This is a genomic window from Nocardioides sp. Arc9.136 (genome assembly GCF_030506255.1).
Lineage (GTDB): Bacteria > Actinomycetota > Actinomycetes > Propionibacteriales > Nocardioidaceae > Nocardioides.
The window spans coordinates 820,190-845,147 of the sequence record NZ_CP113431.1 but is presented as its reverse complement, the minus strand read 5'-3'; the positions used below and the strand labels follow the sequence as shown (position 1 = coordinate 845,147).

The 24,958-nt window shown below is 73.7% G+C and carries 23 protein-coding genes; 10 read left to right on the top strand and 13 right to left on the bottom strand.

Annotated elements, in window-relative coordinates; all coding sequences use genetic code 11:
* Positions 1-64: 64 nt before the first annotated feature.
* The gene (locus OSR43_RS04010) at positions 65-625 is read right to left on the bottom strand and encodes a C40 family peptidase (protein ID WP_302269744.1); all 561 of its coding nucleotides are present in this window, start codon (positions 623-625) and stop codon (positions 65-67) included.
* A gap of 355 nt (positions 626-980) precedes the next feature.
* On the opposite strand from OSR43_RS04010, the gene OSR43_RS04005 reads away from it, so the two are divergent.
* The 3 genes from OSR43_RS04005 to OSR43_RS03995 are packed head-to-tail and all read left to right on the top strand — an operon-like array spanning position 981 to position 3,229.
* Positions 981-1,793, top strand: a complete 813-nt coding sequence (locus OSR43_RS04005; RefSeq protein ID WP_302269743.1) for a hypothetical protein — start codon at positions 981-983, stop codon at positions 1,791-1,793.
* A gap of 46 nt (positions 1,794-1,839) precedes the next feature.
* Positions 1,840-2,499, top strand: a complete 660-nt coding sequence (locus OSR43_RS04000; RefSeq protein ID WP_302269742.1) for an endonuclease — start codon at positions 1,840-1,842, stop codon at positions 2,497-2,499.
* A 43-nt stretch (positions 2,500-2,542) separates the two neighbouring features.
* The gene (locus OSR43_RS03995) at positions 2,543-3,229 is read left to right on the top strand and encodes a ZIP family metal transporter (protein WP_302269741.1); all 687 of its coding nucleotides are present in this window, start codon (positions 2,543-2,545) and stop codon (positions 3,227-3,229) included.
* Between the two features lie 25 nt (positions 3,230-3,254).
* On the opposite strand, the gene OSR43_RS03990 is transcribed toward OSR43_RS03995, so the two are convergent.
* The 8 genes from OSR43_RS03990 to OSR43_RS03955 all read right to left on the bottom strand — a co-directional run bounded on the left by OSR43_RS03990 (position 3,255) and on the right by OSR43_RS03955 (position 11,582).
* The gene (locus OSR43_RS03990; RefSeq protein ID WP_302269740.1) at positions 3,255-3,668 is read right to left on the bottom strand and encodes a VOC family protein; all 414 of its coding nucleotides are present in this window, start codon (positions 3,666-3,668) and stop codon (positions 3,255-3,257) included.
* A gap of 73 nt (positions 3,669-3,741) precedes the next feature.
* Positions 3,742-4,134 (bottom strand): helix-turn-helix domain-containing protein, encoded by a 393-nt coding sequence (locus OSR43_RS03985; protein WP_302269739.1) that lies wholly within the window; start codon positions 4,132-4,134, stop codon positions 3,742-3,744.
* On the bottom strand, positions 4,131-5,582 hold the full coding sequence (locus OSR43_RS03980; RefSeq protein ID WP_302269738.1) for a hypothetical protein: 1,452 nt from the start codon (positions 5,580-5,582) through the stop codon (positions 4,131-4,133). The genes OSR43_RS03985 and OSR43_RS03980 overlap by 4 nt, the downstream gene beginning before the upstream one ends.
* A 134-nt stretch (positions 5,583-5,716) precedes the next feature.
* Positions 5,717-6,250, bottom strand: coding sequence for a hypothetical protein (locus OSR43_RS03975; protein WP_302269737.1), 534 nt, complete (start codon positions 6,248-6,250; stop codon positions 5,717-5,719).
* Between the two features lie 124 nt (positions 6,251-6,374).
* Positions 6,375-9,284: a vitamin B12-dependent ribonucleotide reductase gene (locus OSR43_RS03970; RefSeq protein WP_302269736.1), complete on the bottom strand. Its 2,910-nt coding sequence runs from the start codon at positions 9,282-9,284 to the stop codon at positions 6,375-6,377.
* Positions 9,285-9,464: 180 nt separating this feature from the next.
* The gene (nrdR, locus tag OSR43_RS03965; RefSeq protein ID WP_302269735.1) at positions 9,465-9,944 is read right to left on the bottom strand and encodes a transcriptional regulator NrdR; all 480 of its coding nucleotides are present in this window, start codon (positions 9,942-9,944) and stop codon (positions 9,465-9,467) included.
* Positions 9,945-10,233: 289 nt separating this feature from the next.
* Complete coding sequence (locus OSR43_RS03960) at positions 10,234-11,019, bottom strand: hypothetical protein (RefSeq protein ID WP_302269734.1); 786 nt, start codon at positions 11,017-11,019, stop codon at positions 10,234-10,236.
* Between the two features lie 20 nt (positions 11,020-11,039).
* The gene (locus OSR43_RS03955) at positions 11,040-11,582 is read right to left on the bottom strand and encodes a mismatch-specific DNA-glycosylase (protein ID WP_367891525.1); all 543 of its coding nucleotides are present in this window, start codon (positions 11,580-11,582) and stop codon (positions 11,040-11,042) included.
* Between the two features lie 77 nt (positions 11,583-11,659).
* Between OSR43_RS03955 and OSR43_RS03950 the strand changes: the two genes are divergently transcribed.
* The gene (locus tag OSR43_RS03950; protein WP_302269732.1) at positions 11,660-12,937 is read left to right on the top strand and encodes a NupC/NupG family nucleoside CNT transporter; all 1,278 of its coding nucleotides are present in this window, start codon (positions 11,660-11,662) and stop codon (positions 12,935-12,937) included.
* A gap of 24 nt (positions 12,938-12,961) precedes the next feature.
* Here OSR43_RS03950 and OSR43_RS03945 read toward each other — a convergent pair whose 3' ends face one another.
* Positions 12,962-13,987, bottom strand: coding sequence for an ATP-binding protein (locus OSR43_RS03945; RefSeq protein ID WP_302269731.1), 1,026 nt, complete (start codon positions 13,985-13,987; stop codon positions 12,962-12,964).
* Between the two features lie 135 nt (positions 13,988-14,122).
* Between OSR43_RS03945 and OSR43_RS03940 the strand changes: the two genes are divergently transcribed.
* Positions 14,123-14,470: a hypothetical protein gene (locus tag OSR43_RS03940; RefSeq protein ID WP_302269730.1), complete on the top strand. Its 348-nt coding sequence runs from the start codon at positions 14,123-14,125 to the stop codon at positions 14,468-14,470.
* A 306-nt stretch (positions 14,471-14,776) separates the two neighbouring features.
* Here the strand turns inward: OSR43_RS03940 and OSR43_RS03935 are convergent, their stop codons facing one another.
* Positions 14,777-15,133, bottom strand: coding sequence for a LysM peptidoglycan-binding domain-containing protein (locus OSR43_RS03935; RefSeq protein WP_302269729.1), 357 nt, complete (start codon positions 15,131-15,133; stop codon positions 14,777-14,779).
* A 211-nt stretch (positions 15,134-15,344) separates the two neighbouring features.
* Positions 15,345-16,124 (bottom strand): SDR family oxidoreductase, encoded by a 780-nt coding sequence (locus tag OSR43_RS03930; protein ID WP_302269728.1) that lies wholly within the window; start codon positions 16,122-16,124, stop codon positions 15,345-15,347.
* 142 nt (positions 16,125-16,266) lie between these two features.
* Between OSR43_RS03930 and lexA the strand changes: the two genes are divergently transcribed.
* The 5 genes from lexA (at position 16,267) to OSR43_RS03905 (ending at position 22,649) form a co-directional block, all read left to right on the top strand.
* Positions 16,267-16,989, top strand: a complete 723-nt coding sequence (gene lexA / locus OSR43_RS03925) for a transcriptional repressor LexA (protein WP_302269726.1) — start codon at positions 16,267-16,269, stop codon at positions 16,987-16,989.
* Between the two features lie 159 nt (positions 16,990-17,148).
* Positions 17,149-17,973 (top strand): phosphatase PAP2 family protein, encoded by an 825-nt coding sequence (locus tag OSR43_RS03920; protein WP_302269725.1) that lies wholly within the window; start codon positions 17,149-17,151, stop codon positions 17,971-17,973.
* Positions 17,974-18,048: 75 nt separating this feature from the next.
* Entirely contained in the window at positions 18,049-19,548 is a 1,500-nt protein-coding gene (locus OSR43_RS03915) for an MXAN_6640 family putative metalloprotease (RefSeq protein ID WP_302269724.1), read from the top strand.
* Between the two features lie 102 nt (positions 19,549-19,650).
* The gene (locus tag OSR43_RS03910) at positions 19,651-21,366 is read left to right on the top strand and encodes an alkaline phosphatase (protein WP_302269723.1); all 1,716 of its coding nucleotides are present in this window, start codon (positions 19,651-19,653) and stop codon (positions 21,364-21,366) included.
* Positions 21,366-22,649: an alkaline phosphatase family protein gene (locus OSR43_RS03905; RefSeq protein WP_302269722.1), complete on the top strand. Its 1,284-nt coding sequence runs from the start codon at positions 21,366-21,368 to the stop codon at positions 22,647-22,649. Before OSR43_RS03910 ends, OSR43_RS03905 begins: the two co-directional genes overlap by 1 nt.
* Positions 22,650-22,784: 135 nt before the next feature.
* Here OSR43_RS03905 and OSR43_RS03900 read toward each other — a convergent pair whose 3' ends face one another.
* A complete protein-coding gene (locus OSR43_RS03900) occupies positions 22,785-24,695 on the bottom strand; it encodes an ATP-dependent DNA helicase (protein ID WP_302271574.1) in 1,911 nt (636 codons plus the stop codon).
* Positions 24,696-24,958: the final 263 nt, after the last annotated feature.

Genomic DNA, 24,958 nt, shown 5'->3' with positions numbered 1-24,958 from the left:
GTACGCCGCGGCGTCCCGGTGACCGGTACGCCGGCCCGGGGGTCAGCCGGAGGTCAGCCGGGGGTCAGCGGACCCGGCCGAAGAAGTGGCTGCGGGTCCAGATCTGCGCGCGGGTGACGTGCTTGCCCGAGCCGGGGGCGTGCCAGATGCGGTTGCCGCCGGCGTACACCGCGACGTGGTAGACGCCGCCGCCGTCGTGGAAGAACACCAGGTCGCCGGGGCGGGCGGCGGCGCGGCTGATCCGGCGGGTGCGGCCGACCTGGGCGCCGGAGTTGTGCGGGAGCCGCTCGCCAGCGGCGACGCGGTAGACGAACTGGGTCAGGCCCGAGCAGTCGAAGCGGTTCGGCCCGGCGGCGCCGTACGCGTAGGCGTCGCCGTTCTGGCGGCGGACGGCGCGCAGGACCTTCTGGCCGCGGGTGAGGCGGTGCTTGCGGGTCTTCTTCCGTGCGGTCGGCTGCTGGTCGACCTTGTCGCCGGTGCTCGCGCTCGTGCTGGAGGCGGGGGCGGCGCTGGCGGTGGGTGAGAGGGGGCTGACGCCGACGGCGAGGCTCAGGGTGAGCGCGGCGGTCAGGGCGACGAACAGCAGACGGGCGCGCAGCAGCGCGCCGGTGAAGGCGTGGTTCACGGTCGTTCCTCGGCGATCGCCTGCGGAAGTGGTCCTGTCGGATTCGGGCGCCGTGCCCGGCCGAGCGCTGCTCGGCTTCACCCCAAGCCCGCTCCCCTGCGTGGTGCACCAGGGGGTGGGCGTCCTGCTCGGGTCTCCCGCGCCCGTCTCTGCTTCCTGTGTCGGTGAGACCTGGCGACGTGACGGGCCTCGGCGCGGTCCAGGTCGGTGCATGGGTCGCCGCCCCGGTCTGGACCGGCGGCAGCGCCGTCCACGGTCACACCCAAGACCGCTCTCACCTAGTCGCCGCGCCCGTGACGTCCCTCACCCGTCGCCGGTTCGGAGAGGCGCGGAGTCCTCGGTACCGTCGAAGGAGATGGCTGACGACGACACCACCCGGTCCGAACCCGCGCTCGACATCGACTGGCTCAAGACCATCGCCGGAGCGCTCGCTGCGATCACGACGGCGGTGCTGCTCTCGACCCTCGGCGCGGCCGGCACGCTGCTCGGCGCCGCGCTGGGCAGCGTCGCGGCGACCGTCGGCACGGCGATCTACAGCCAGGGGCTGGCCCGCTCCCGCGCGAAGCTCGCCGCGGTCCAGGAGCAGGCCCTGAGCAAGGTCGGCGCCGCGCAGTCGGAGGTACGCCGCGCGAGCCGCCGCGACGACGCCTCCCGGCTGTCGCGCGCCGAGCAGCAGCTGGCCGAGGCCGCCGACATGCTCGACCAGGGCGAGGTGCCCGACGCGGCCGAGCCCGTCCGGTGGCGCGAGCGGCTGGCGGGGCTGCCGTGGAAGCGGATCGCCATCGCCGCCGCCGGGCTCTTCCTCGTGGTCGTCGTGGTCATCAGCGCCTTCGAGGCGCTCACCGGCCGCACCGTGTCCTCCTACACCGGCGGGTCCGACAAGGACGGCGGCACCTCCATCACCCGGATCACCGGTGGCGGGTCGTCCTCCGAGCAGGACGGCGGCGACCGCGACGGCGACCGGGATCCCGGCCAGTCGCCCCAGCAGGGCAACCCCTCCGACGGGGCGGAGCCGGACGACGGCACCGCGCCCACCGGCGAGCCGTCGGAGGAGGCGCCCACCGAGGAGCCGAGCGAGGAGCCGTCGGTCGAGCCCACCCCGCTGGCGCCGGCGCCCACGCCGTCGACCGTGCCGTCGGCGCCCGCGCCGACCGCCCCCGTCGAGTGATCGCGACGGGCTGAGCGTCCGGGCCGCGACGGGGTACCGCCGCTGCATGGCCGGCTCCCACCGCGGACACGACCGCGACCACGACACCGTCGCCGCTCTCCTCGAGCGGCACGGCACGACGTACGCCGAGGACGCCGGCATCAGCCTCGACGACAAGCCGGCGGCGTTGTGGCAGCTGCTGGTGCTGAGCCTGCTGCTGTCGGCGCGGATCAGCTCCGACATCGCGGTGGCCGCCGCCCGCGAGCTGCTCGACGCCGGCTGCACCACACCCGACCGCACCCGGGACACCCCGCGTCGTACCCTCATCGCCGCCTTCGGCCGCAGCGGCTACCGGCGCTACGACGAGCGGACCTCCACCCAGCTCGGCGAGCTCGCCGACAAGGTCCTCGACGACTGGTCCGGGGACCTGCGCAAGCTCCACGAGAAGTGCGACGACGCGGCTGCGATCGAGCAGGCGCTGCAGGAGTTCAAGGGCATCGGCCCCGCCGGCGCGGCGATCTTCCTGCGCGAGGTGCAGGGCGTGTGGCCCGATGTCGCGCCGTACGTCGACGACCTGGCCGCCCGGGGCGCCGACCGCCTGGGGCTCCCCACCTCGCCCGACGGGCTCGCCGACCTGGTTCCCGCCCAGGACCTCCCCCGCCTGGTCGCCGCCTGCGTCCGTGCGGCCCGGGACAAGGACGTGGCCGAGGACGTGCGGGACGCCTGACGGTCGACCGGGCAGGCGCACCGGCCCCGGGTACCGACCGCTCGTGCTGCTCCTCCTCGTCTACGCCGTCGGCGCCTCCCTGCCGCTCACCGCCGGCGCCCTGGTGGGCGTCCGCTGGCGGGTCCCCCAGCCCCTGCTCGCCGCTGCGCTCGCCTTCGCCGCGGGCGCGCTGATCGCGTCCGTGGCCTTCGAGCTCTTCGAGCCCAGCTACCGCGACGGCGGACCGGTGCGTGCGGGGCTGCTCTTCGCGGCGGGGGCGCTGGTCTTCACCACGGCCGACTACTTCCTCGACCGGTACGTCAGCGGCACCGTCGCCGGCTGGGCGCTGCTCGCCGGGGTCACCCTCGACGGCATCCCGGAGAACGCCGCGCTCGGTGTCTCGCTCAGCGGCTCCGGCAGCGTCGCCCTGCTCGTCGCCGTCTTCGTCAGCAACTTCCCCGAGGCGCTGGCCGGTGCCCGGACGATGCAGGACCGCGGCCGCAGCGCGCGTTCGGTCGTGGCGCTGTGGGCCGGCGCCACCGTCCTGCTCGCCGCCGCGGTGGTGCTGGGCCGGCTCGTGTTCGCCGGTGCCTCGCCGGAGGCGCTCGCCTACCCGCTCGCGTTCGCCGCAGGCGCCGTCCTGGCCTCGGTCGTCGCGACGCTCGCGCCCGAGGCGTTCGGCAAGGGCGGCCCGCTCGTCGCCCTCGGCAGCGCCGCCGGGTTCCTCACCGGCTTCCTGCTCGGCGGGTGAGGTCGCCCGCCGCCACGCCCTCGGCTCAGCCCTCCTTGAGCTGGGCGATCCGGACGTGGTTGCCGAAGGGGTCGCGCAGCCCGAAGTCGATGCCGTACGCCTGCTCGGTCGGCTCCTCGGTGAGGTCCACGCCGCGCGCCTGCAGCTCGGCGTACGTCGCGTGCGCGTCGTCGACGGCGAAGAACAGGTGGCCGCCGGCCGCGCCCTTGCTCACCATCTCGCGCACCTGCTCGGCGGTCTCCTCGCCCATCGACGGCGGGCCGGGCCGCTCGAGGAGGATCTTGCGGTCCGGGTCGCCGGGCACGCGGATCGTCAGCCAGCGCATGAAGCCGAGGTCGACGTCGCTGTCGACCTCGAGGCCGAGCTTGCCGACGTAGAAGTCGAGCGCCTGGTCCTGGTCGAGGACGTAGATGCCGGAGATGTTCAGTCGTTTCATCATGCGGCCGAACCTAGGGCCCGCCGCCGACCGCGCGCTTCTCCGAAATCGCCCTCCTGGTCGGGCGCTGGCCGGCTCAGCCGATCGGGCGCATCCACGCCCTCGCGAAGCAGCTCGGCACCGGCCCCAGCGGCCCGCGCCGGCGGTGCTGGGTCGGGGTCTCGCCCATGATGTCGCGGAAGACCCGGCTGAACGTCCCGAGGCTCGTGAACCCGACGTCGAGGCAGATCTCGGTCACGCTCCGGTCGGTGGTCCGCAGCAGCCAGGCCGCCCGCTCGACCCGGCGGCGCTGGAGGTAGCGGTGCGGCGTCTCCCCGAAGGCGGCGCGGAAAGTGCGGATGAAGTGGGACTCCGACACGTGCGCGACCCGCGCCAGCGTGGGCACGTCGAGCGGCTCGGCGTAGCTGCGGTCCATGAGGTCCCGCGCCCGGAGCAGCCGCCGGTTGGTCTCCTCGGCGGCGCGGCTCACCCGCGCGCCGCTCCCATCCCGAGCACGGCCGCGAGCCCCAGTGCGCTGCGCGGCGCGTAGGCCGTGCGCCACAGGCCGCCGTGCGCCGCGGCGTACGCCTCGTCCTGCCAGGGGTGCTCGTGGCGCGGGCCTCCCCCGGTGTGCAGGTCGTGGACCAGCAGCGCGGCCATCAGCACGTTCGACGTCGAAGGGTCGAATACCTCGACGCCGAAGCGGTGGGCGCCGGCGTACGCCGCGGCGAGGGCGCGGTTCTTGACCACCGAGCGGGTGCGGGTCGGCGGCGCGACGTTCATCGACACGGTCGCGCCCTCGTGGCGGGCCACCGTCGCGCGCCAGCGCTGAAGCCGCTTGGCGAGCGCGTAGTTGGGGCCCTGCTGCGGCACCAGCGAGTCGTTGACGCCGGGGTCGGAGTCCGGCGCGTACGGGCGGCGCAGCAGCCGTCCGCCCGATGCGGCGCGCAGGGGTCGGCCGAGCGTCTTGGCGGCCCGGGACCGGGTCTCGTACCGCTCGGTCGCCTGCTCCACCGCGTCCCGCGGCACCGCGAACACGTCCGTCGGCGTGGCGAGGAACGCCAGCGCGACGTCGTCCCTGCTGCCCAGCAGGCGGCGGCTCAGCTCGTCGACGGCGGTGCTGACGCGGACGTTGGTGGCGCCGTCGGCGTACACGTAGTTGCCGACCACCAGGGTCCCCGGCTGCTCGGCCAGCCACTCGGCCAGAGCCGGTACGTCGGCGAGCAGGTCCGCCCCGGGCGTACCGTCCTCGCCGCCGGCTGCCCGCGGCGCCACCACCGTGCCGGCGCCGGCGCTCGCGGTGTCCGCGACGCGGTCCCAGAGCCCGGCCTTGGGCAGGTCGACCGCCGCCACCCGCGCGCCCCACCGGGTCAGCGCCTGCAGCGGACCCATCTCCGAGGCGGCGCCGACCACCGCGACGGTGTGCCCCTCGAGCCGGAGCCAGTCGGGGTTGTCGAGCACCGCGCCGACCGCGTCGACCACCGACGGCTCGACCACGCCGGCCTCCACCCAGCGGTCGACCTGGCGCCTGATCTCGTCGCCACGCAGCCGGTCGCCGCGGTAGGGGAGCACGAGCTCCTCGACCGGCTCTCCGGCTCCAGGCACCTCGATGCGCTCGAAGCGCTGGGCCCCGCGCGGCCACTCGGCCAGCGGGACCTCGCCGTCCTCGCCGAGCACCCGCATCCGGTCGTGCAGCGAGTCGAGCCCCGCCCGCGCGATGCCGAGCGCGTCCTCGGGTGCCCCGAGCCCGGCCTCGACGAGCCGCCGGAAGTACTGCAGGTACTCCCCGCGCCACGCCGTCTCCCGCTCGGCCGCCCGGGCACCCACCGGGTCGGCGGCGCCCAGCGCATCGGCCACCACCGCCCGACCCACCGCGGTCGTGCTGCGCCGACCTTCGTCGTCGCTGGGGAAGACCAGTCCGTGCTGCTCGTCGACCATGGCGACATCTTGCCCCGGCACTGCAGAGCCAGCCTTCACCCCTCGGACGGTCACCCACGATCGGACAGAGGGACGGGGCTCGTCAGCAGCCGCCCGGCGCGCGGATGACCCGCGTTCGCTCAGACCAGGACGGGTCAGTACGCGAAGACGTGGGCGCTCAACACGTCGATCTCCCGACGAGGGTCTCCGAAGAAAGCCCCCAATCGGCGCGCGACCGTCTGAAAAGGACGCTCTCTCGGCGTGCCGTCCTCGCGCCAGTTGTTCCACGGGACGACGAGGAACAGGTGATGGGCGTCAGGAGCCACGTGCGCCTTCCAGAGGTCCTTCAGGTCGTGGTTGTTGGTGATGGTGCCGCCCCGCTCGACCTCGGCAACGATCCCCCGGCTCTCCTCGATTCGGTAGAAGAAGTCTGGGCGCGCTTGGGTCACCAAACCCGTCTGAGGCGTCAGCACGACCTCTTCTCTGAACCCGAGATCTCGGCACAGCAGTTGCTCGAAGTGATCTTGGATCGACTTGCTCTTGGCCCCGTGGACGTGGATGCGGGCCAGCTCGTCCCGAGTCCCCTCGATGTGTCTGAACAACTGACCAGCCAATTGGTCGACCGCAGCCAACTCCGCCGTACGACTCGGCGGAACGGTCGCCTTGACATGCCGTACGTACCCGTCCACGCGGCGCAGCTTGGCAGCCGCATCCTCGGGAAGCTAGTCGGTCGCGGACCGATCGGTTTGAGTGCGAACGACGAACGGCCCCGACACCTCGCGGTGTCGGGGCCGTCGTACGAGCGGCTAGCGGTCAGCTGCAACCGGAGGTGCTGCCGCAGCCCTCGCAGACGTAGCAGGAGCCGGCGGGGCGCATCTTGGTGCCGCAGGTGAAGCAGAGCGGCGAGTCGATCGCGGTGCCGCTGATCTTCTCCAGGAGCTCGGCCGTGGTGTGGGCCTCGCTGGCGGGCTTGGCCGGGACCTCGCGGGCCTCGGCGCCGCGGGTGTCCTTGGTCTCGACCTCGACGTCGTCGGCCACCTCGGCGTCGACGACGGCCTGGGACGTCGGGCCGGCGTCGATGAGCTCGGCGGCGCCGCCGGTCTCCTCCACCGGCTCGTACGAGCCGGTCTCGAGGTGGCGCTGGCGCTCCTCGGCGGAGTAGATGCCGAGGGCGGAGCGCTGGTCGAAGGACAGGTAGTCCAGAGCAAGGCGGCGGAAGATGTAGTCCATGATCGACTGCGCCATCCGGACGTCCGCGTCGTCGGTGAGGCCGGCCGGCTCGAAGCGCAGGTTGGTGAACTTCGAGACGTAGGTCTCCAGCGGCACGCCGTACTGCAGGCCGATCGAGACGGCGATCGAGAAGGCGTCCATCACGCCGGCCAGGGTCGAGCCCTGCTTGCCGAGCTTGAGGAAGATCTCGCCGAGCTCGCCGTCGTCGTGCGCACCCGAGGTCATGTAGCCCTCGGCGCCACCCACGGTGAACGAGGTGGTCCGCGAGACGCGGGACTTCGGCAGGCGCTTGCGGGTCGGGGCGTAGACGACCTTCTCCACGACCTTGGTCGCCGCGGCCTCGGTGGCGGCCGCCGCGTCGGCGGCGTCCTTCTTGGCCTTGCCGCCGCCGTCGGCCAGCGGCTGGCCGACCTTGCAGTTGTCCCGGTAGATGGCGGTCGCCTTCAGGCCGAGCTTCCACGACTGGAGGTAGACCTCCTCGATCTCCTCGACCGTGGCCGTCTCCGGCAGGTTGACGGTCTTGGAGATGGCACCCGAAAGGAACGGCTGGGCGGCGGCCATCATCCGCACGTGGCCCATCGGCTTGAGGGAGCGGGCGCCCATCGCGGTGTCGAAGACCTCGTAGTGCTCGGTCTTGAGGCCCGGCGCGTCGATGACGTGGCCGTGCTCGCCGATGTAGGCGACGATCGCCTCGACCTGCTCGGGCTGGTAGCCGAGCTTCTTCAGCGCCCGCGGGATCGTCTGGTTGACGATCTGCATCGAGCCGCCGCCGACGAGCTTCTTGAACTTCACCAGGGAGAAGTCGGGCTCGATGCCGGTGGTGTCGCAGTCCATCATGAAGCCGATGGTGCCGGTGGGCGCGAGCACCGAGGCCTGAGCGTTGCGGAAGCCGTTGGTCTCCCCCAGCGCGATGACGTCGGCCCACGCCTTGGTGGCGAGCTTGTGGACCTGGGCGTCGGCGATGTGGACGGTGCGGACCGCGTCGTTGGCCGCCTGGTGCTTGCGCATGACGCGCTTGTGGGCGTCGGCGTTGCGGGCGTAGCCGTTGTAGGGGCCGACGATCGCGGCGAGCTCGGCGGAGCGCTTGTAGGAGGTGCCGGTCATCAGCGAGGTGATGGTCGCGGCCATCGAGCGGCCACCCTCGGAGTCGTAGCCGAGGCCCATCGCCATCAGCAGCGCGCCGAGGTTGGCGTAGCCGATGCCGAGCTGGCGGTAGTCGACGGTGGTCTGGCCGATCGCCTCGGTCGGGAAGTCGGCGAAGCAGATGGAGATGTCCATCGCGGTGATGATGAACTCCACGGCCTTCGCGAAGAGCTCGCCGTCGAAGGTGTCGTCGTCCTTGAGGAACTTCAGCAGGTTCAGCGACGCCAGGTTGCACGAGGAGTTGTCGAGCGACATGTACTCCGAGCACGGGTTGGACGCGGTGATCCGGCCGGTCTCGGGGTTGGTGTGCCAGTCGTTGATCGTGTCGTCGTACTGCAGGCCCGGGTCGGCGCACTCCCAGGCGGCGGTGGCGATCTTGCGGAACAGGTCGCGGGCGTCGACCTTCTCGATGACCTCGCCGGTCATCCGGGCACGCAGGCCGAACTCGGTGCCGTCCTCGACCGCACGCATGAACTCGTCGGAGACGCGGACGGAGTTGTTGGCGTTCTGGTACTGCACCGAGGTGATGTCGGCGCCGCCGAGGTCCATGTCGAACCCGGCGTCGCGCAGGGCGCGGATCTTGTCCTCCTCGCGCGCCTTGGTCTGCACGAACTCCTCGATGTCGGGGTGGTCGACGTCGAGGACGACCATCTTCGCCGCGCGGCGGGTGGCGCCACCGGACTTGATGGTGCCCGCGGAGGCGTCGGCACCGCGCATGAAGGAGACGGGGCCCGAGGCGGTGCCGCCGGAGGAGAGCAGCTCCTTGGAGGAGCGGATGCGGGAGAGGTTCAGGCCGGCGCCGGAGCCGCCCTTGAAGATGAAGCCCTCCTCCTTGTACCAGTTCAGGATCGAGTCCATCGAGTCGTCGACGGAGAGGATGAAGCAGGCGGAGACCTGCTGCGGCGACGGGGTGCCGACGTTGAACCAGACGGGGCTGTTGAACGAGAAGTACTGGTGGACCAGGAGCCAGGTGAGCTCGTGCTCGAAGACCTCGGCGTCGCCCTCGGTGGCGAAGTAGCCGTGCTCGCGGCCGGCCTTGGTGTAGGTCTTGACGACCCGGTCGACGAGCTGCTTGAGGCTCGTCTCGCGGGCGTCGGTGCCGACGGCGCCGCGGAAGTACTTGGTGGTGACGATGGTCGAGGCGTTGACCGACCAGAAGTCCGGGAACTCCACGCCGCGCTGCTCGAAGACGGCCGCGCCGGTCTTCCAGTTCGTCTGGACGACGTCGCGACGCTCCCAGGTGATCTCGTCGTAGGGGTGCACGCCGGCGGTGCTGAACACCCGCTCGATCGTGAGGCGCTTGCCTGCCGCTGCGCCGCTGGTGGCTGCGCCGCTCACCGTCTCCGTCATGCCGTCTCCCTTGTCCCGTGCTGCTTCGTGTCGGCTGTGTGCTGAGTAGGTGCTGAGTCGGGCTCAGCGGTCCGTCGGTGGCTCCACGTCCATGGTGGCGGGCGCCACCGACAGTCCTGCGGGGGAAGGATTGGTGCGCCCGGCACGCAGCTTCCCCACTACGTGCCGGGCGGTCTGTGGTCAGCCCGTGGGCTGGGGCTCGTGGTCGACCGCGGGGCGGTCGGCGCGGAGCTTGGCGATCTCGTCCTCGAAGTCGTCGGCGCTCTCGAAGGCGCGGTAGACGCTCGCGAACCGCAGGTAGGCGACCTCGTCGAGCTCGCGGAGCGGGCCGAGGATGGCCAGGCCGACCTCGTGCGCCGGGATCTCCGCGGCCCCGGCGAGCCGGAGGGCGTCCTCGACCGCCTGGCCGAGGCAGGCGAGCTGGTCCTCGGTGACCGGGCGGCCCTTGCAGGCCTTCCGGACGCCGGCGACGGCCTTCTCGCGGGTGAACGGCTCGGTGGCGCCGCTGCGCTTGAGCACGGTCAGCTGCATCTGCTCGACGGTGGTGAACCGCTTCGAGCACGACGAGCAGGTACGGCGCCGGCGGATCGAGCCGCCGTCGTCGGCGACCCGGGAGTCGAGGACCCGGGTGTCGGTGCCACGGCAGTACGGGCAGTGCATGCGGGTCCTCCTTCCGGGCGCGCCTCGGACACCCTGCGAGGGGTGTGCCGGCCTGTGGATCGTCTGGGGATATCCGGCCCGTCCCTGTGTAGAACAACGGGCCTTCTGTGGGGCTTCCACCCTGGTGCTGTGCACTAGATGTGGATAACTACATCCGTGTAAGTACTAGATGTGGTGGAACCGTACGCCGGGGTGGAGCGGGGCGCAACCTGATCGGCGTGTCTCGCCGGAAGTCCGTGGGGACCGGTCCGGACCACTCCGCGTACCCGCAGGTCAGACGGCTGCACGGTCACCCGGCGACAGGCGCGGTCGCTTCCGCGGCGGCGTGCTCGGTGGCGTCGTACCGGAGCCGGAGGGTGCGCCCGCCGGTGCGCTCGGCCACCACCTCGAGGGTGTTTGGCAGGGAGGCCCGCTTGCCCGTGGTCAGGTCGCGGGCCACGACGCTCCCCCGGCGACACGGCACGGCGCTCCCCCCGAAGCCGTAGCCGCCGTCCTCGTCGCTCGCCTCCACCGCCAGGCTCCACCTGGTCCCGGGGCGGCAGTGGACGTGCGCCCGCGTGAGCCGCCTCCGCGGCCCCGGCGTGGCGACGACGACGCCGGTGCGGCGGTCGCCGACCACGACGAGGTCGTCGGCCTCGGAGTACGCCACCGAGCAGGCGCCGCCGCTCGGCGCCCCGAGGTCGAGCACGCCACCGATGCCGGAGCCGTCCACCTCGAAGGTCGTCTCGAACCCGTGCCGGCGGGCCCGCACCGACACGCGCGTGTCGTTCGTGTCGTCGACGCCCACCTCGAGCAGGTGCTCACCGCGCCAGCGCCCGTTCGCGATCCCGCGCGCCCGGACCGTCACCGTGGTGGTCTCCGGCCCGACGTCCTGGCGCAGGACGACCCGACCGTGCCGGACGCAGTCGCCGCGGACGGTGACGGTGCGCTCAGTCACGGTGCGCTCGGTGGCGGTGCGCTCGGTGGCGGCGGGGGACGTCGGGTCACCGGGCGCGGCGGTCGCCGCGGGGGCGGCGGTGGCGGTGGTGCCGGCGAGCAGGAGGGCGAGGGCGGCGAGGCGGGCGGAGCGGCTCATAGGTCCATCCTGCGCCCCGCTCAGCCCGGCGACGAGCCGTCCGACGAGCCACCCGGGACGCCGCAGATCATCGCCAGGTCGCGCCACCACGAGAGCCGGTTGGGGCGGCCGTCGTAGTCGCGGCGCTGGTTGGCGCCCGACGGCCCCGGGAGCACGAACACCTGGGCCGGACCGACGTACCAGTCCTGGACGCCGAGGTGCGGGCGACCGCGACGGCCCAGCGCCTTCGAGGCCTCGTGGGCGGCGCCCTTGCCGGTGATTGCCAGCCACTCCGGCTCCCACTGCTCCACCTGCTCGACGAGCCGGTCGATCTCCACCCAGCGCGGGTCCCAGTGCCCGACGAGGTCGGTGAGGCCGAGCGCGGTGCCGGCGACCGGCTCGGCGAGGAGGCGGTCCTCGTGCGGGGCGAGCTCGCGCGGGGTGAAGCCGGCCAGGTGGAGCGACTGCCAGAAGCTGTTGCCCGGGCCCTCGTAGTAGTGGTCGCGGTGCTTGGTGCTGGCCGCACCGGCCAGGCCGCAGAAGACCGCGACCGGCTCGGGCGCCACGATCGGCGGGAGGACCATCACCACGCGCGGCCGGTGACCAGGCCGTCGACCGGGCACACGTTCCGAGCAGGTCCCCCGCGGGCACCGGCGTCGACATGGACGCTCTGCGCGGGCTGCTCGGCCTGGTCGTGCTGGTGCTGGTGGCCGTGGCCTTCTCCAAGCACCGGCGCGGGATCTCCTGGCGCACGGTCGGGGTCGCCCTGGCCCTCCAGGTCGCCTTCGCAGCACTGGTGCTGCGGTGGGGGCCCGGCGAGCGGGCGCTGGACTGGCTCTCGGACCGGGTGGCCGCGCTCATCGGGTACGCCGAGGAGGGCACGGCCTTCGTCTTCGGCCCGCTGACCGAGGTCGGCGAGGAGGGCGAGACGGTCTTCGCGCTGTCGGTGCTGCCGGTGATCGTGTTCCTCGGCGCGCTGGTCGGGTTGCTGTACTACCTGCGGGTCGTGCAGTGGGCGACGTACGTCGTCGGCGGCGCGCTGTCCTGGCTGCTGCGGGTGAGCAAGGTGGAGTCGCTGTACGCCGGCACGGTGGTCTTCCTCGGCCAGAGCGAGGCGCCGCTGATGATCGCGCCGTACCTCCGCTCGCTGCGCAAGGGCCAGCTCTTCACCGTGATGGCCGCCGGGTTCGCCGCGGCGGCCGGCTCGACGCTCGTGGGCTACTCCCTGCTCGGCGCGCCGCTGGAGTACCTCCTGGCCGCGACCGTGATGAACGCTCCCGCCGCCCTGCTGATGGCCAAGATCATGTGGCCCGACAGCACGCCGGACGAGCCGTTCGAGGCCGCCCGCGCGGGGGACGACCGGGAGGTTCCCGACCTCGACGAGCTCGACGTGCGCAGCGTGCGCGACACCGAGTCCCGCAACGCCATCGACGCCCTCGGCCGCGGCGCGATCGCCGGCGGCCGGATCGCGGTGACGGTGGGCGCGCTGCTGATCGCCTTCATCGCCCTGATCGCGCTGGCCAACGGCATCCTGGGCGCGGTCGGCGGTTGGTTCGGCGCCGAAGGGCTGACCTTCGAGAAGATCCTCGGCTGGGCGCTCGCGCCGCTGGCCTGGCTGCTGGGCGTGCCGTGGTCGGAGGCGGTCGACGCGGGCTCGTGGATCGGTCAGAAGACCGTGCTCAACGAGTTCGTGGCGTACGCCGACTTCGGCCCGCAGGTCGACTCGCTCTCGCCGGTGACCGTCGCGGTGGTGACCTTCGCGCTGGCCGGCTTCGCCAACATCTCCTCGATCGCCATCCAGATCGGCACCATCGGCTCGCTCGCGCCCGAGCGCCGCTCGGCCGTCGCGGAGCTGGGCCTGCGGGCACTCCTGGCCGGCAGCCTCGCCAACCTGTCCAACGCCGCCATCGCGGGCGTGGTCATCGGCATCGGGACCTAGCGGCCCGACGCGGCGCGAACGGCCTCAGCCGGCGGCGACCGCGTCGGTGCGGGCGTAGGTGCCGAGCTCGAGGGTGAACCAGACGGTGGTGCCGGTGACGTCGCGCTCGGATCCCCACCGCTGGGAGAGGGCGTCGACCAGCTGCAGGCCGCGGCCGTAGACGCGCAGCGGGTCGAGGTCCTCGGAGGGGTGCGGCTCGCCGCCGACGGCGGGCTTGCCGAGGCCGCCGAGGTCGCGGACGGTCACCGTCAGCACGCCGTCGTCCAGCACGACCCGCAGCTCCGATGCCGTGCCCGCGTGGACGACCGCGTTGGTCACCAGCTCCGAGAGGCACAGCTGCGCGTCGTCGACCGGCTCGTCGTCGACGCCCCAGGCGCGTAGGTGCTCGCGGAGGAACCGCCGCGCGGCGCCCGTCGCCCGCGGGTCGCCCTCGAGCAGCACGCTGGTGGTCAGCGCGCCCTCCGGGATCGCCGGCTCCTCGGGCACCGCGTCGGAGCCCTGGCGCCCGGAGACCAGCCGGACCCGGCGTACGGCGTCCGAGGCGCGGCGGGCCAGCTCGGTGAGCGCGGCGACCCGCGCGGCGTCGAGCGCCTCGGCGTCGGAGAACCAGACCAGCAGGCCACCGATCGGCGAGCCGGTCCCCGGCAGCGGCACGGCCGCCAGCGCCCGCACCTCGCGCTCGCGCTGGGCCTCCAGCAGTGCGACGTACCGACCGGTGAAGTCCTCGAGCCGCCCGTGCACCGCCTCACCGGTCCGCACGACGGTGGTCAGCGGTACGTCGTCGTAGGCGTCGATGTGGCACCAGCGCAGGTCCGCGGGGTCGGCTGCCGCCGCGCTGTCGACGAAGCGCAGCCGGCGACCACCGCCCTCGCTCAGCGCCAGGGCGGCGCGCTGCACCCCGTCGTGGGCCCCGACCCGGGCCAGGACCGACCGGGCGACGTCGTCGACGTCGTGGGCCTGCGGGAGCGCTCCGTCCGGGTGGTACGACTGCGGAGTCGACGCACCGGGAGCTCCACCCGGCGCCGACGACGTCCCCACTTCGCCCTGCACGAGGCACAGCGTAAAGCCTCCGAGCCGATCCGGCTCGGCACGATCACCGCGTCGCGCCCGACGGGCCGGAACCGGGGGCCGACGACCTGCGGGTCGACTGCACCCGGCCGCCACCGATCAGCGATGATGTGCCACGTGGCGACGGGCAAGCGGGCGGGCGCACGGCGGGGCGACAAGCGCCGTGCCGGTTTCTCCCCGCGCCTGGCCCTCCTCGCCCTCGGCATCACCCTCCTGGTGGTCGCCTGGGGCTACCTGGTCTACGCCGCGATCGACTTCGGCGCGACCGCGCGTGGCGGCGAGTCCGGCGCGTGGGCCTTCCTCGCCCTGGCCTCGGTCGGTGCCGTCGCCTGCCTGTTCGTCGGACTGATGCTCGTCGCCCGACTGCTCCGCGAGCTCGGCATCACCTCTCCCCCGGCCTCCCGCGAGCCGCGGTCGGAGCAGCAGCAGCCCGCCGCTCCCGGCGGGCGGCGCGCCGCTCGCTGACCCGCTCGCCGAGCCGCTCCCGGGACGGGTCGAGCCTGCTCGATCTTGTTGAGTGGGCGTCGTCGAGCGGTCCCGGCGGGCGACATTTCATCGGCCGGCCGCTGAACCTGTCGGTTGGCCGATGAAGTTTCAGCGGCCATCCGGGAGCTTCATCGGCTGGCCGCTGAAACTTCCGCGGCCGCGCCGGCGAGCGCGTCCGGAGACGCCGCAGGGGCGGGGCCGCGAACGGCCCCGCCCCTGTCTTCCCCGGATCGCCAGCCGGGGTCGAAGCGGCTGGCGACGTCTGTGTCGGTGCTGGCGAGTGCCTTACTGCACCGGGACGATGAGGCGCTGGCCCGCGGCGAGCACCGCGGAGTCGAGGGCGTTCAGCCGCTCGATGTGGGTCATCATCTCGCGCACCTCGCCGTCCTCGGCGAGGTCGGCGGCGATCCCCCACAGGGTCTGGCCGGTGCCGACCATCACCACGCGGGTCGGCTCGGGGGTGCCGGCCTCGTCGGTGGCCACCGAGCCTGCCGCGATGGCCAGGCCGAGGCCGAGCACGATCGCGAGCGCCAGGAGGAACACCACGAGCCGGCCCCGGCGGGTGAGCCGCACCTGGCCGGAGCGGCGGGTGCTGCCGGTCGTGCGCGGCAGGGCGGTGGGGGTGGCGGTGATGGTGCTCATGGGGACCTCCTGGGGAAGTGGCGGTCAGCCTCGGGTCGTGTCGATCTCGGTCTGAGCAGATGTCTAACCGCGGCCACCGACAGTGGCTGGCCCGGTTGACGATCGAGCAGACGTTCGATCGAACATGTGTACGACCGTAGAGCACGTGTTCGAACAGTTCAAGGACCTGGGCGAACAAATGTTCGAAGGAACCGACCCGCCTCCCCGGCGACTACCGCAGCCGGCGCCTGCCCTGGGCCGCGAAGACCGCGAGCGCCGGCCCGGACACCGAGGGGGCGAGCTGGCCGACGCGCATCGCGGCACCACGCCACCCGGGGAGGGTCCGCAGGACCCGGCGGGACCCGACCAGGTCGACGGCCGCCTGCGCGGTCTCCGCCACGCCCAGCATCCGGCCTCCCGAGGCGACGAGCTGCTTGCCCATCCCGTCCTCGCGCATCGCGGCGACCATGTCGGTGGCCACGCCGTCGGGGCACAGGGCGTGCACCCGCACACCCCGCGGCGCCTCGAGGGCGACCGAGGAGGCGAGCGAGACGACCGCGGCCTTGGTCGCGGCGTACAGGGAGAGGCCGGGGACGGGACCCAGGCCCGAGAGGGACGCGGTGAGGACCAGGTCGCCGCCGCGCGGGCCGAACGCGGCGAGCGCCGCGCGGGTGCTCCAGACGGCGCCGAGCAGGTTGACCTCGACGAGGCGGCGGACCTGCTCGTCGGTCAGGTCCGCGAGCTTCCCGTCGTCACCCACGCCGGCGTTGGCGAACCACGCCACGAGCGCGCCGTGCCGCGCGGCCGCCTCGGCAGCGGCGGTGTGCGAGGCGGCGTCGCGGACGTCCTGGCCGAGGCCCTCGGCGGCGCCGATCTCGGCCGCGGTGCGCGCCGCGCCCTCGGCGTCGATGTCGGTGACCACGACGCGGTGCCCGCGCGCGACCATGAGCTCGGCGATACCGCGGCCGATGCCGCGGGCCGCTCCGGTGACGACACAGCTGGTGGGTTCCATGCACGCATCCAAGCAGCGGCCCGGGCCGGGCGCCCACCGCGCGACACACCTTCGAACAGGTGTTTGAACACGGCCCGCGGAGGCTCTACCGTGCTGCCAGCAGCACCCCTCGTCCTCGCGCATCCCGGAAGGCACTCCACCCATGGCGAAGAACCCCGGTCCCAAGGTCTCCGAGCTGCCCGACGGCGCACCCGACGTGACCGGCCTGACCCCTCGTCAGACCCGGATCCTCGCCCACATCCGCGACAGCATCGAGGGCCGCGGCTACCCGCCGAGCATGCGCGAGATCGGCGACGCGGTGGGCCTGACCAGCTCCTCGAGCGTGGCCCACCAGCTCAAGGTCCTCGAGGAGAAGGGCTTCCTCAAGCGCGACCCGCACCGCCCGCGGGCGCTCGAGGTGTTCCTGCCCGAGGTGATGGCGGCACGGCGCGCGATGTCCAGCGGTGAGGAGGCCTCGGTCGACGAGACGGGCGTGGGCGACGTGCTGCCCGAGGCGCAGTACGTCCCGATGGTCGGCCGGATCGCGGCCGGCGGCCCGATCCTCGCCGAGGAGCGCGTCGAGGACGTCTTCCCGCTGCCCAAGCAGCTGGTCGGCGACGGCCAGCTGTTCCTGCTCGAGGTCGCCGGCGACTCGATGGTCGACGCCGCGATCTGCAACGGCGACTACGTCGTCATCCGGCAGCAGCCGACGGCGAACAACGGCGAGATCGTGGCCGCGATGATCGACGGCGAGGCGACGGTGAAGACCTTCCAGCGCAAGGACGGCCAGGTGTGGCTGCTGCCGCACAACGCGGCGTACGACCCCATCGACGGCACGCACGCGACCATCCTGGGCAAGGTCACCGCGGTCCTGCGGCGCGTCTGAGCGCACCGCCGGTCCCGGGCCCTACCGGACCGCGGCGCGGCTGATCGGGGAGAAAGGGCCCGGTCGGGTGGCGCCTCACCCCCAAGAATGGGCAAACGGGGGGCGACTCGGGGGTAAGCCGGATGCTTCTCGGGGGTGGGATACGGCAATGTTGGAGCCGTGAGTCTCCCCAGCAGCACCACGAGGCACCCGCGCCTGCGGCGTGGCGTGGCCGAGCTGGCGCTCATCCTGACCCTCTACGTCGTCTACAGCGGGTCCCGGCTGTTCGCCGACGACGCCCTGGGCCCCGCGCTCACCCGGGCACGCGAGCTGCTCGACGTGGAGCGGCTCATCGGCCTGCACTGGGAGGCCTCCCTCAACCAGTTCTTCGTCGACACGCGGGTCCTCGGCCTGCTCTCCAGCTACTGGTACGCCACCGCCCACTACGTGGTCACCGCGATCGCGCTGGTGTGGCTCTACCGCCTCGGCGAGCGGCGCTACGTGCCGGCCCGGCGCGCACTGGTGGCGGCCACCCTGATCGGCCTGGCGCTCTACCTCCTGCTGCCGACCGCTCCCCCACGCTTCGTCGACGGGTACGTCGACGTCCTGTCCCTGCACGCGGCCGACGGCTGGTGGGGGTCCGAGGCATCGGCGCCCAAGGGCCTGGGCGGGCTGACGAACCAGCTCGCGGCCTTCCCCTCCCTGCACGCCGGCTGGGCGCTGTGGGTGGCGGTGGTCGTCCAGCAGCACGCCCGCCGCCACTGGGTCCGCGGCCTGGGCTGGGCCCACGCCCTCATCACCGCGGTCGTCATCGTCGGCACCGGCAACCACTGGGTCCTCGACGCCCTCGCCGGGTGGCTGGTGATCGGCCTGGGGTTCCTGGTCTCGGCACGGCTGGGCCGGCTCGTGGAGCGCCGGCGTGAGCGACCGGACCCCGCGCCGGCCGCCCCGGAGAAGATGGTCCCGACGGGCCATGCGGAGCAGCACGAACCTGCGGTTGGCTGAGCGCTGACCTCGGGACCTCCGGGGAGCGCCCCGGTCGGTGACCCCCGGGCACCGCCGAGCATCCCCGGAGAACTCATGCGTCGCGCACGTCCCCTGGCCGCCCTCGCCCTCGTCCTCGCGACCGGGCTGTCCACGCTCACGGGGGTCACCACCGCCACCGCTGAGGCCCCGGACGGGCGCCCGGACGCCGAGCGCGCGGGGGCGCAGGACTCCTCCGCCCTCCTCGCCCCGGGCACCGTCACCGCCGCGCGCAGCCTCGCCGCCGCGCGGTCCGCCCTGGCCGGGGACGGCCGGGACGCCACCGAGGCCCTGCGGCAGCTGCGCATGGCGCGGCCGGCGCTGGCGCCCGCCGACCGGGCCGCGGCCGGCCGCCTGCTGGCCCGCCCGGCGCAGGACAGGAAGAAGTGCACGGTGGTGTGCGTCCACTGGCGCACGAGCGGCAGGCACCGGGCGAGCGCGTCGTGGGCCAGGAAGGTCCTCGCCACGGCCGGCAGCGTGCACCGCACCTTCGTCGGCGCCGGCTACCGGGCGCCGAAGCGCGACGGCAGGGCCGGTGGCAACGCCAAGACCGACATGTACGTCCAGGACCTCGCCGGTGGTCTCTACGGCTACTGCACCAGCGACCAGCGCACGCGGGCGGAGGACGTGTGGGCCTTCTGCGTCGTCGACAACGACTACCGCGGCTTCCCCACCGGCACCCCGCTGCAGAACCTCCAGGTGACCGTCGGGCACGAGTACTTCCACGCCGTCCAGTTCGGCTACGACTCCTACGAGGACCAGTGGCTCCTCGAGGGCACCGCGGCCTGGGTGGAGGACGAGCTGTTCGACGACGTCGACGACAACCGGCAGTACCTCGCCGCCAGCCCGCTGTCCGACCCCGCCCGCCCCATGGACCGTGGCGGCGACGACGGCTTCCACTACGGCACCTGGCTGTTCTTCCGCCACCTCAGCGAGCGGCTCGACCAGCGCGCGGGCACCCTGCCGACGGTCGTCCGCGACATCTGGCGCCAGGCCGACGCCCGCGCCGGCGCACCCGACCTCAGCTCGGTCGACGCCGTCGCCGCGGTCCTCGAGGACCGCGGCCCCCGGCTCCCCGTCGCCTTCGCCCAGTTCGCGACCGGCAACCGCCGCCCGGCCCAGGCCTACGACGAGGGCAGCGCCGCGGAGTACCGGCCGGCACCGCTCGCGAGGTCGGCGACGGCGGCCACCGGTGGCGCGGCCGTCTCCTGGAGGACCGAGCTGGCGCACCTGAGCAGCGCGACCCTCGAGGTGCGGACCCAGCCGTCCGCGACCGGTGTGCGCGTGGAGGTCGACCTGCCCGCGGGCGGCGCCACCCGCGCGGTGGCGACGCTCGTGGGCACCGACGGTGCCGCGGAGAGCCGCCTGGTCGAGCTCGACGCCTCGGGGAACGGCGCGGTCACCGCCTCGTTCCGCGCCGGGACCGTCGCCTCGGTCGAGGTGACCGTCGCGAACGCCGACATCCGCTACGAGTGCTGGAAGCGCACCGACTACGCCTGCCAGGGCACCCCGCTCGGCGACGGGCAGGCCACGGCGGTGCGCGTCTCGGCCAGCTGAGCCGCCGGCCGCCCGGCGACGCCGCGGCGTACGCCGCCTGAACAGGTGGTGCACACCCGCGCACACCCATCACGCCGGGCGCCGATCGTCGTTGGATGAGGCGTGACCACGACCCAGCCCGGCCGGCCGACCCCCGTCAGCACCCTCGGCCGCCGCACCGTCGTCGCCACCGGGGCCGCCGGCCTCGGGGTGGCGGCCGTCCCGACCAGCACCGGCCACGCCGCCGTACCGACGGGTGCCGCGGCCCGGCACCGCGTCTTCCAGCACGGTGTCGCCTCGGGCGACCCCCTGCCGGAGTCGGTCGTGCTGTGGACCCGGGTGACCCCCACCCGCGGCGCGACCCCGGGCTCGGGGCGCGGGCCCCGGACCGACGTGCGGTGGGAGGTGGCGACGGACCGGGCGTTCCGCGACGTCGTGCGCCGCGGCAGCTTCGTCACCAGCGCCAGCCGCGACCACACCGTGAAGCTCGACGTGACCGGGCTGCGCCCGGCGCGGTGGTACTTCTACCGCTTCACCGCGGCCGGCCAGCGCAGCCGCGTGGGCCGCACCCGCACCGCCCCCGCGCACGACGCGACGCCCTCGAACCTCCGCTTCGGCGTGGTGTCCTGCGCCAACTGGCAGGCCGGCTGGTTCAGCGCCTACCGCCACCTCGCCGCCCGCGACGACCTGCACGCGGTGCTGCACCTGGGCGACTACCTCTACGAGTACCCCGCCGGGGAGTACGGCGCCGGCGACGTCATCGTCCGGCGCCACGAGCCGGCCGGGGAGATCGTGCAGCTCGCCGACTACCGCCGGCGGCACGCGCAGTACAAGACCGACCCCGACCTGCAGGACCTGCACGCCACCGCGCCGTTCGTCACCGTCTGGGACGACCACGAGACGGCCAACGACGCGTGGCGCGACGGCGCGGAGAACCACACCGCGGGCACGGGCGAGGGCGGGGAGGGCAGCTGGCAGCGGCGCCGCGCCCGCGCGCACCGGGCGTACGACGAGTGGATGCCCGTCCGGCTGGACGGGACCGCCCGACTCGGTGACGGCACCCGCCTCTACCGCCGCCTGCGCTTCGGCCGGCTCGCCGAGCTGAGCATGCTCGACCTGCGCACCTACCGCAGCCAGCAGGTCTCCGCGCCCGTGCTCGACCCCGCGGTGAGCCGGCCCGACCGCACGATCACCGGCACCGCCCAGCTGGCCTGGCTCAAGGACTCGCTCGCCCGCGACACCGCCCAGTGGAAGCTGGTGGGCAACCCGGTGATGATCGCGCCGGTCACCTTCGCCGCGCTCCCCGCCGACCTGGTCACACCGGTCAACGACGTCACCGGGCTCCTCCCGCAGGACGGCCTGCCCTACAACGTCGACCAGTGGGACGGCTACACCGACGACCGCCGCGAGCTGTTCGCCCACATCCGCGACCGCGGCATCAAGGACACCGTCTTCCTCACCGGCGACATCCACTCCGGCTGGGCCGCCGACCTCCCCTTCGACCGCGGGCTCTACCCGATCGCCTCGGAGACGGCCGGGGTGGAGCTGGTCTGCTCCTCGGTCACCTCCGACAACCTCAAGGACATCCTCGGCGTGCCACCACGCACCGCGAGCGTCGGCGTCGAGCAGCTCATCCGCGCCGCCAACCCGCACGTCAAGTACCTCGACTTCGACTCCCACGGCTACTCCGTGCTCGACGTGACCCCGGCCCGGGTGCAGATGGACTGGTACGTCATCGGGTCGCGCACCGACCGCCGCACGCCGGCCACCTGGTCGCAGTCCTTCGCCACCCGCGCGGGCACGAACAAGCTGGTCGCCGTCGACGGGCCGGTGCGCTGATGAGCACGCCGACCCCGCCGGTCCCCGGCCACCCGACCGACCGGCGCACCCTGCTCAAGGTCGCGGGCGCCGGGGGCCTCGCGCTCACCTTCTCCACCGCCACCGGCCAGCCGGCGTACGCCGCCCCGAGCCGGGACCGCCGCCGTGCCTACGTCCTCGTCGTCGACGGCTGCCGGCCCGACGAGATCGACAGCGGCCTGATGCCGAACCTCGCCGCCCTGCGCGCGGACGGGCGGCACTTCCCCCGGGCGCACTCGATGCCCGTCATGGAGACGGTGCCGAACCACGTGATGATGATGACCGGCGTCCGGCCCGACCGGAGCGGCGTGCCCGCGAACGAGATCTACGACCGGGCGCTGGGCGCGACCCGCACGATGGACCGGCCCACCGACATCCGCACCACCACCGTGATCGAGCGGCTGGGCAGGCAGGGCTTCCGGACCGGCACGGTGCTGAGCAAGGACTACCTGTACGGCGTGTTCGGCGAGCGCGCCACGCACCGGTGGGAGCCGTTCCCGCTGCTCCCGGTGACCGACCACGCCCCCGACGTCTTCACGATGGAGGCCGCACTCACCATGGTCGAGGAGCTCGACCCGCACCTGGTGTTCGTCAACCTCGGCGACGTCGACCGGGTCGGCCACAGCGACCTCACCGGCGGCACGCTGCAGGCCCTCCGGCGGGCCGCGCTGGTCTCGACCGACCTCCAGGTCGGCCGGTTCCTCGACCTGCTGCGGTCCACCGGCCGCTGGGAGCGGTCCATCGTCGTCGTGCTCGCCGACCACTCGATGGACTGGTCGCGGCCCGACCGGGTGGTCTCGCTCACCGGCCCGCTGGGCGAGGACCGGCTGCTGGCCGGCAAGGTCGCGGTCGCCCAGAACGGCGGCGCCGACCTCCTCTACTGGACCGGCCCGGACAGGCAACGGGCTCGCGCCGTCGAGCGGATGCTGAGGATCGCCCGGGCCACCGAGGGCGTGCTCTCGGCGCACGACCGGGCCCGCACCTCCTGGCTGCGGCTCGGCCCGAACGCCGGCGACGTCGTCGCCTACTGCCGCGCGGGCTGGCGGTTCAGCGACCCCGACGTCGTCTCCAACCCGATCCCCGGCAACCACGGCCACCCGGCGACCCGCGCGATCCCGTTCTTCATCGGCGGCGGTCACCCGGCCGCCGCGCGGGCGGTCTCCTCCACGCTGGCGGCCACCGTCGACGTCGCGCCGACGATCGCGGAGTTCTTCGGGATCCGGGGCACGCCGCGGGGCGGCTGGGACGGTCGCTCGCGGATCTGAGGCCCGCTGCCGCTGGTCGAGCGGCGAAGGCGTCCTGCGCCTGAGCGTCGGACCCGGTGTGGGCTCGGCGCTGCGACCCCGGTCACCGGGTCTCGACGACGGCTCGCCGGCGCTCGCCTGCTCGACCAGCCGGGGTCAGGAGCCGGCCGTGGCCGAGAGCCGGGCGAGGGCCTTGCGGACGACGGCGGGGTCGGTGGTGGTCCACATCGGCGGGAGGCTGGCCTTGAGGAACCCGCCGTACCGAGCGGTCGCCAGCCGCGGGTCGAGCACCGCGACCACGCCGCGGTCGGTGGTCGTCCGGATCAGCCGGCCGGCCCCCTGCGCCATCAGCAGCGCGGCGTGGGTCGCGGCGATCTGCATGAAGCCGTTGCCGCCGGCCTGGTCGGCGGCCTTCTGCCGCGCCGACATCAGCGGGTCGTCGGGCCGCGGGAACGGGATCCGGTCGATGAGCACCAGCTGGCAGGTGTCACCGGGGACGTCGAGGCCCTGCCACAGCGACAGCGTCCCGAACAGCACCGTGTGCGGGTCCTCGACGAACTGCTTGGCCAGCTCGGGCAGCTGGGCGTCGCCCTGGGCGAGCGTGGTCAGGTGCGGCAACCGCTCGCGGACCGCCTCGGCCGCGGTCTCGGCCGCGCGACGCGAGGAGAACAGGCCGAGCGCCCGCCCGTCGGCGGCGTCGATCAGCTCGACGATCTCGTCGAGCTGTGCGCCGACGAGGCCGTCGCGACCCGGGGCGGGCAGGTGCCGCGCGACGTACAGGATCCCCTGCTGGCCGTAGTCGAACGGCGAGCCGACGTCGATGCCGCGCCAGGGCAGCACGGTGTCGGTCCGCTGGGCGTCGGATGCCTCGTCCACGACCCGCTCGGAGGGCTTGAGCCCGACGCCGGTCGCGACGGACCCGAAGTCGCCGCCGAGCATCAGCGTGGCGCTGGTGAAGACCACGCTCTTCTCGCGCAGCAGCTTGTCGCGCATCGGCCCCCACACCTGCAGCGGCGCGACGCACAGCCGCGGCGGCATCCGCTCGCTGCCCTCGGTCAGCCACAGGACGTCGGAGTCGAGGTCGGCGGCCATCCGCTCGGCGGTCGCGAAGACCTCCTGGACCGAGCCCTTGGCCTGGGTCAGGCCGGGGTCGGCGCCCTTGTCGCCCTTGTCGTCGCCCTTGGGGTACGCCGAGAGGCAGGCGCGCGCGGCGTCGCGGACCAGCACGAGCGCGTCACCGAGCTCCTGCGGCATCCGCTCGAACCGGCCCGGCCGGGCGTCGGTGATCGCCGCCCGCAGCGCCTCGGCCGCGTCGGAGAGGTCGTCGGCCTCGGAGTCGACGTGCCGCTGGCTGCGCCGCGCGGCCCGCTCGACCTCGGCGGCCCACAGCTCGTCGGTGGCGGCCTGGGTCACCCGCGCGGTGAGCTCGTGCGCCTCGTCGATGACGACCGCGTCGTACTCCGGGATCATTGGGACGCCCTCGATCGCGTCGATCGCGAGCAGGCTGTGGTTGGTGATGATCAGGTGCGAGCGCTGCGCCTTCTCCTTGGCCAGCTCGGCGAAGCACTCCTGGCCGAAGGGGCACTTGGCGGCGCCCAGGCACTCGCGGTGGCTCACGCTGACCTGCCGCCACTCGCGGTCGGTGTGCCGCGGGGCGTTGTCCCGCTCCCCGCTGCCGCCCTCCTCGGCCTGCTCCTCGGCCCAGGAGCGCAGCTCGAGGACCTTCTGGCCCATCGACCCCTCGGGCATCTGCACCAGGGTGCCCTGGTCGTCCGGGACGCCCTCGCGGACGCGGTGCAGGCACGCGTAGTTGGACCGGCCCTTGAGCACGGCGTAGGAGGTGTCGACGTCGCGCGCCGCCTCGTCCTTCGCGACCGCCTGCACCAGGCGCGGGAGGTCCCGCTCGACCAGCTGGTGCTGGAGCGCCAGCGTGGCCGTGGCGACCACGACCCGGTCGGGGTGGAGCAACGCGGGCACGAGGTAGGCCAGCGACTTGCCGGTGCCGGTGCCGGCCTGGACGAGCAGGTGCTCCTCGTCGGCGAGCGCCCGGCCGACCGCCTCGGCCATCCGCACCTGCCCGGTCCGCTCGGCGCCGCCGAGCGCCTGCACCGCGCCGGCGAGCACCTCGCTGACGCGGGTGGTCGACGAGGTGGCGGTGGAGGGGGTCCCGGGCACCCGAGAACCCTAACGGCGCCCGCCGACACCGGTGCGGGGCTCGACGGCTGCGCCTGTGGACAGGTGACGTGCGCCGCGCCGGGCCAGGCCGGGCCGGGCCGGGCCGGGCCGGTTGTCACGCGACGTCCGCTGCACCGTCGACACGTTCCCACCAC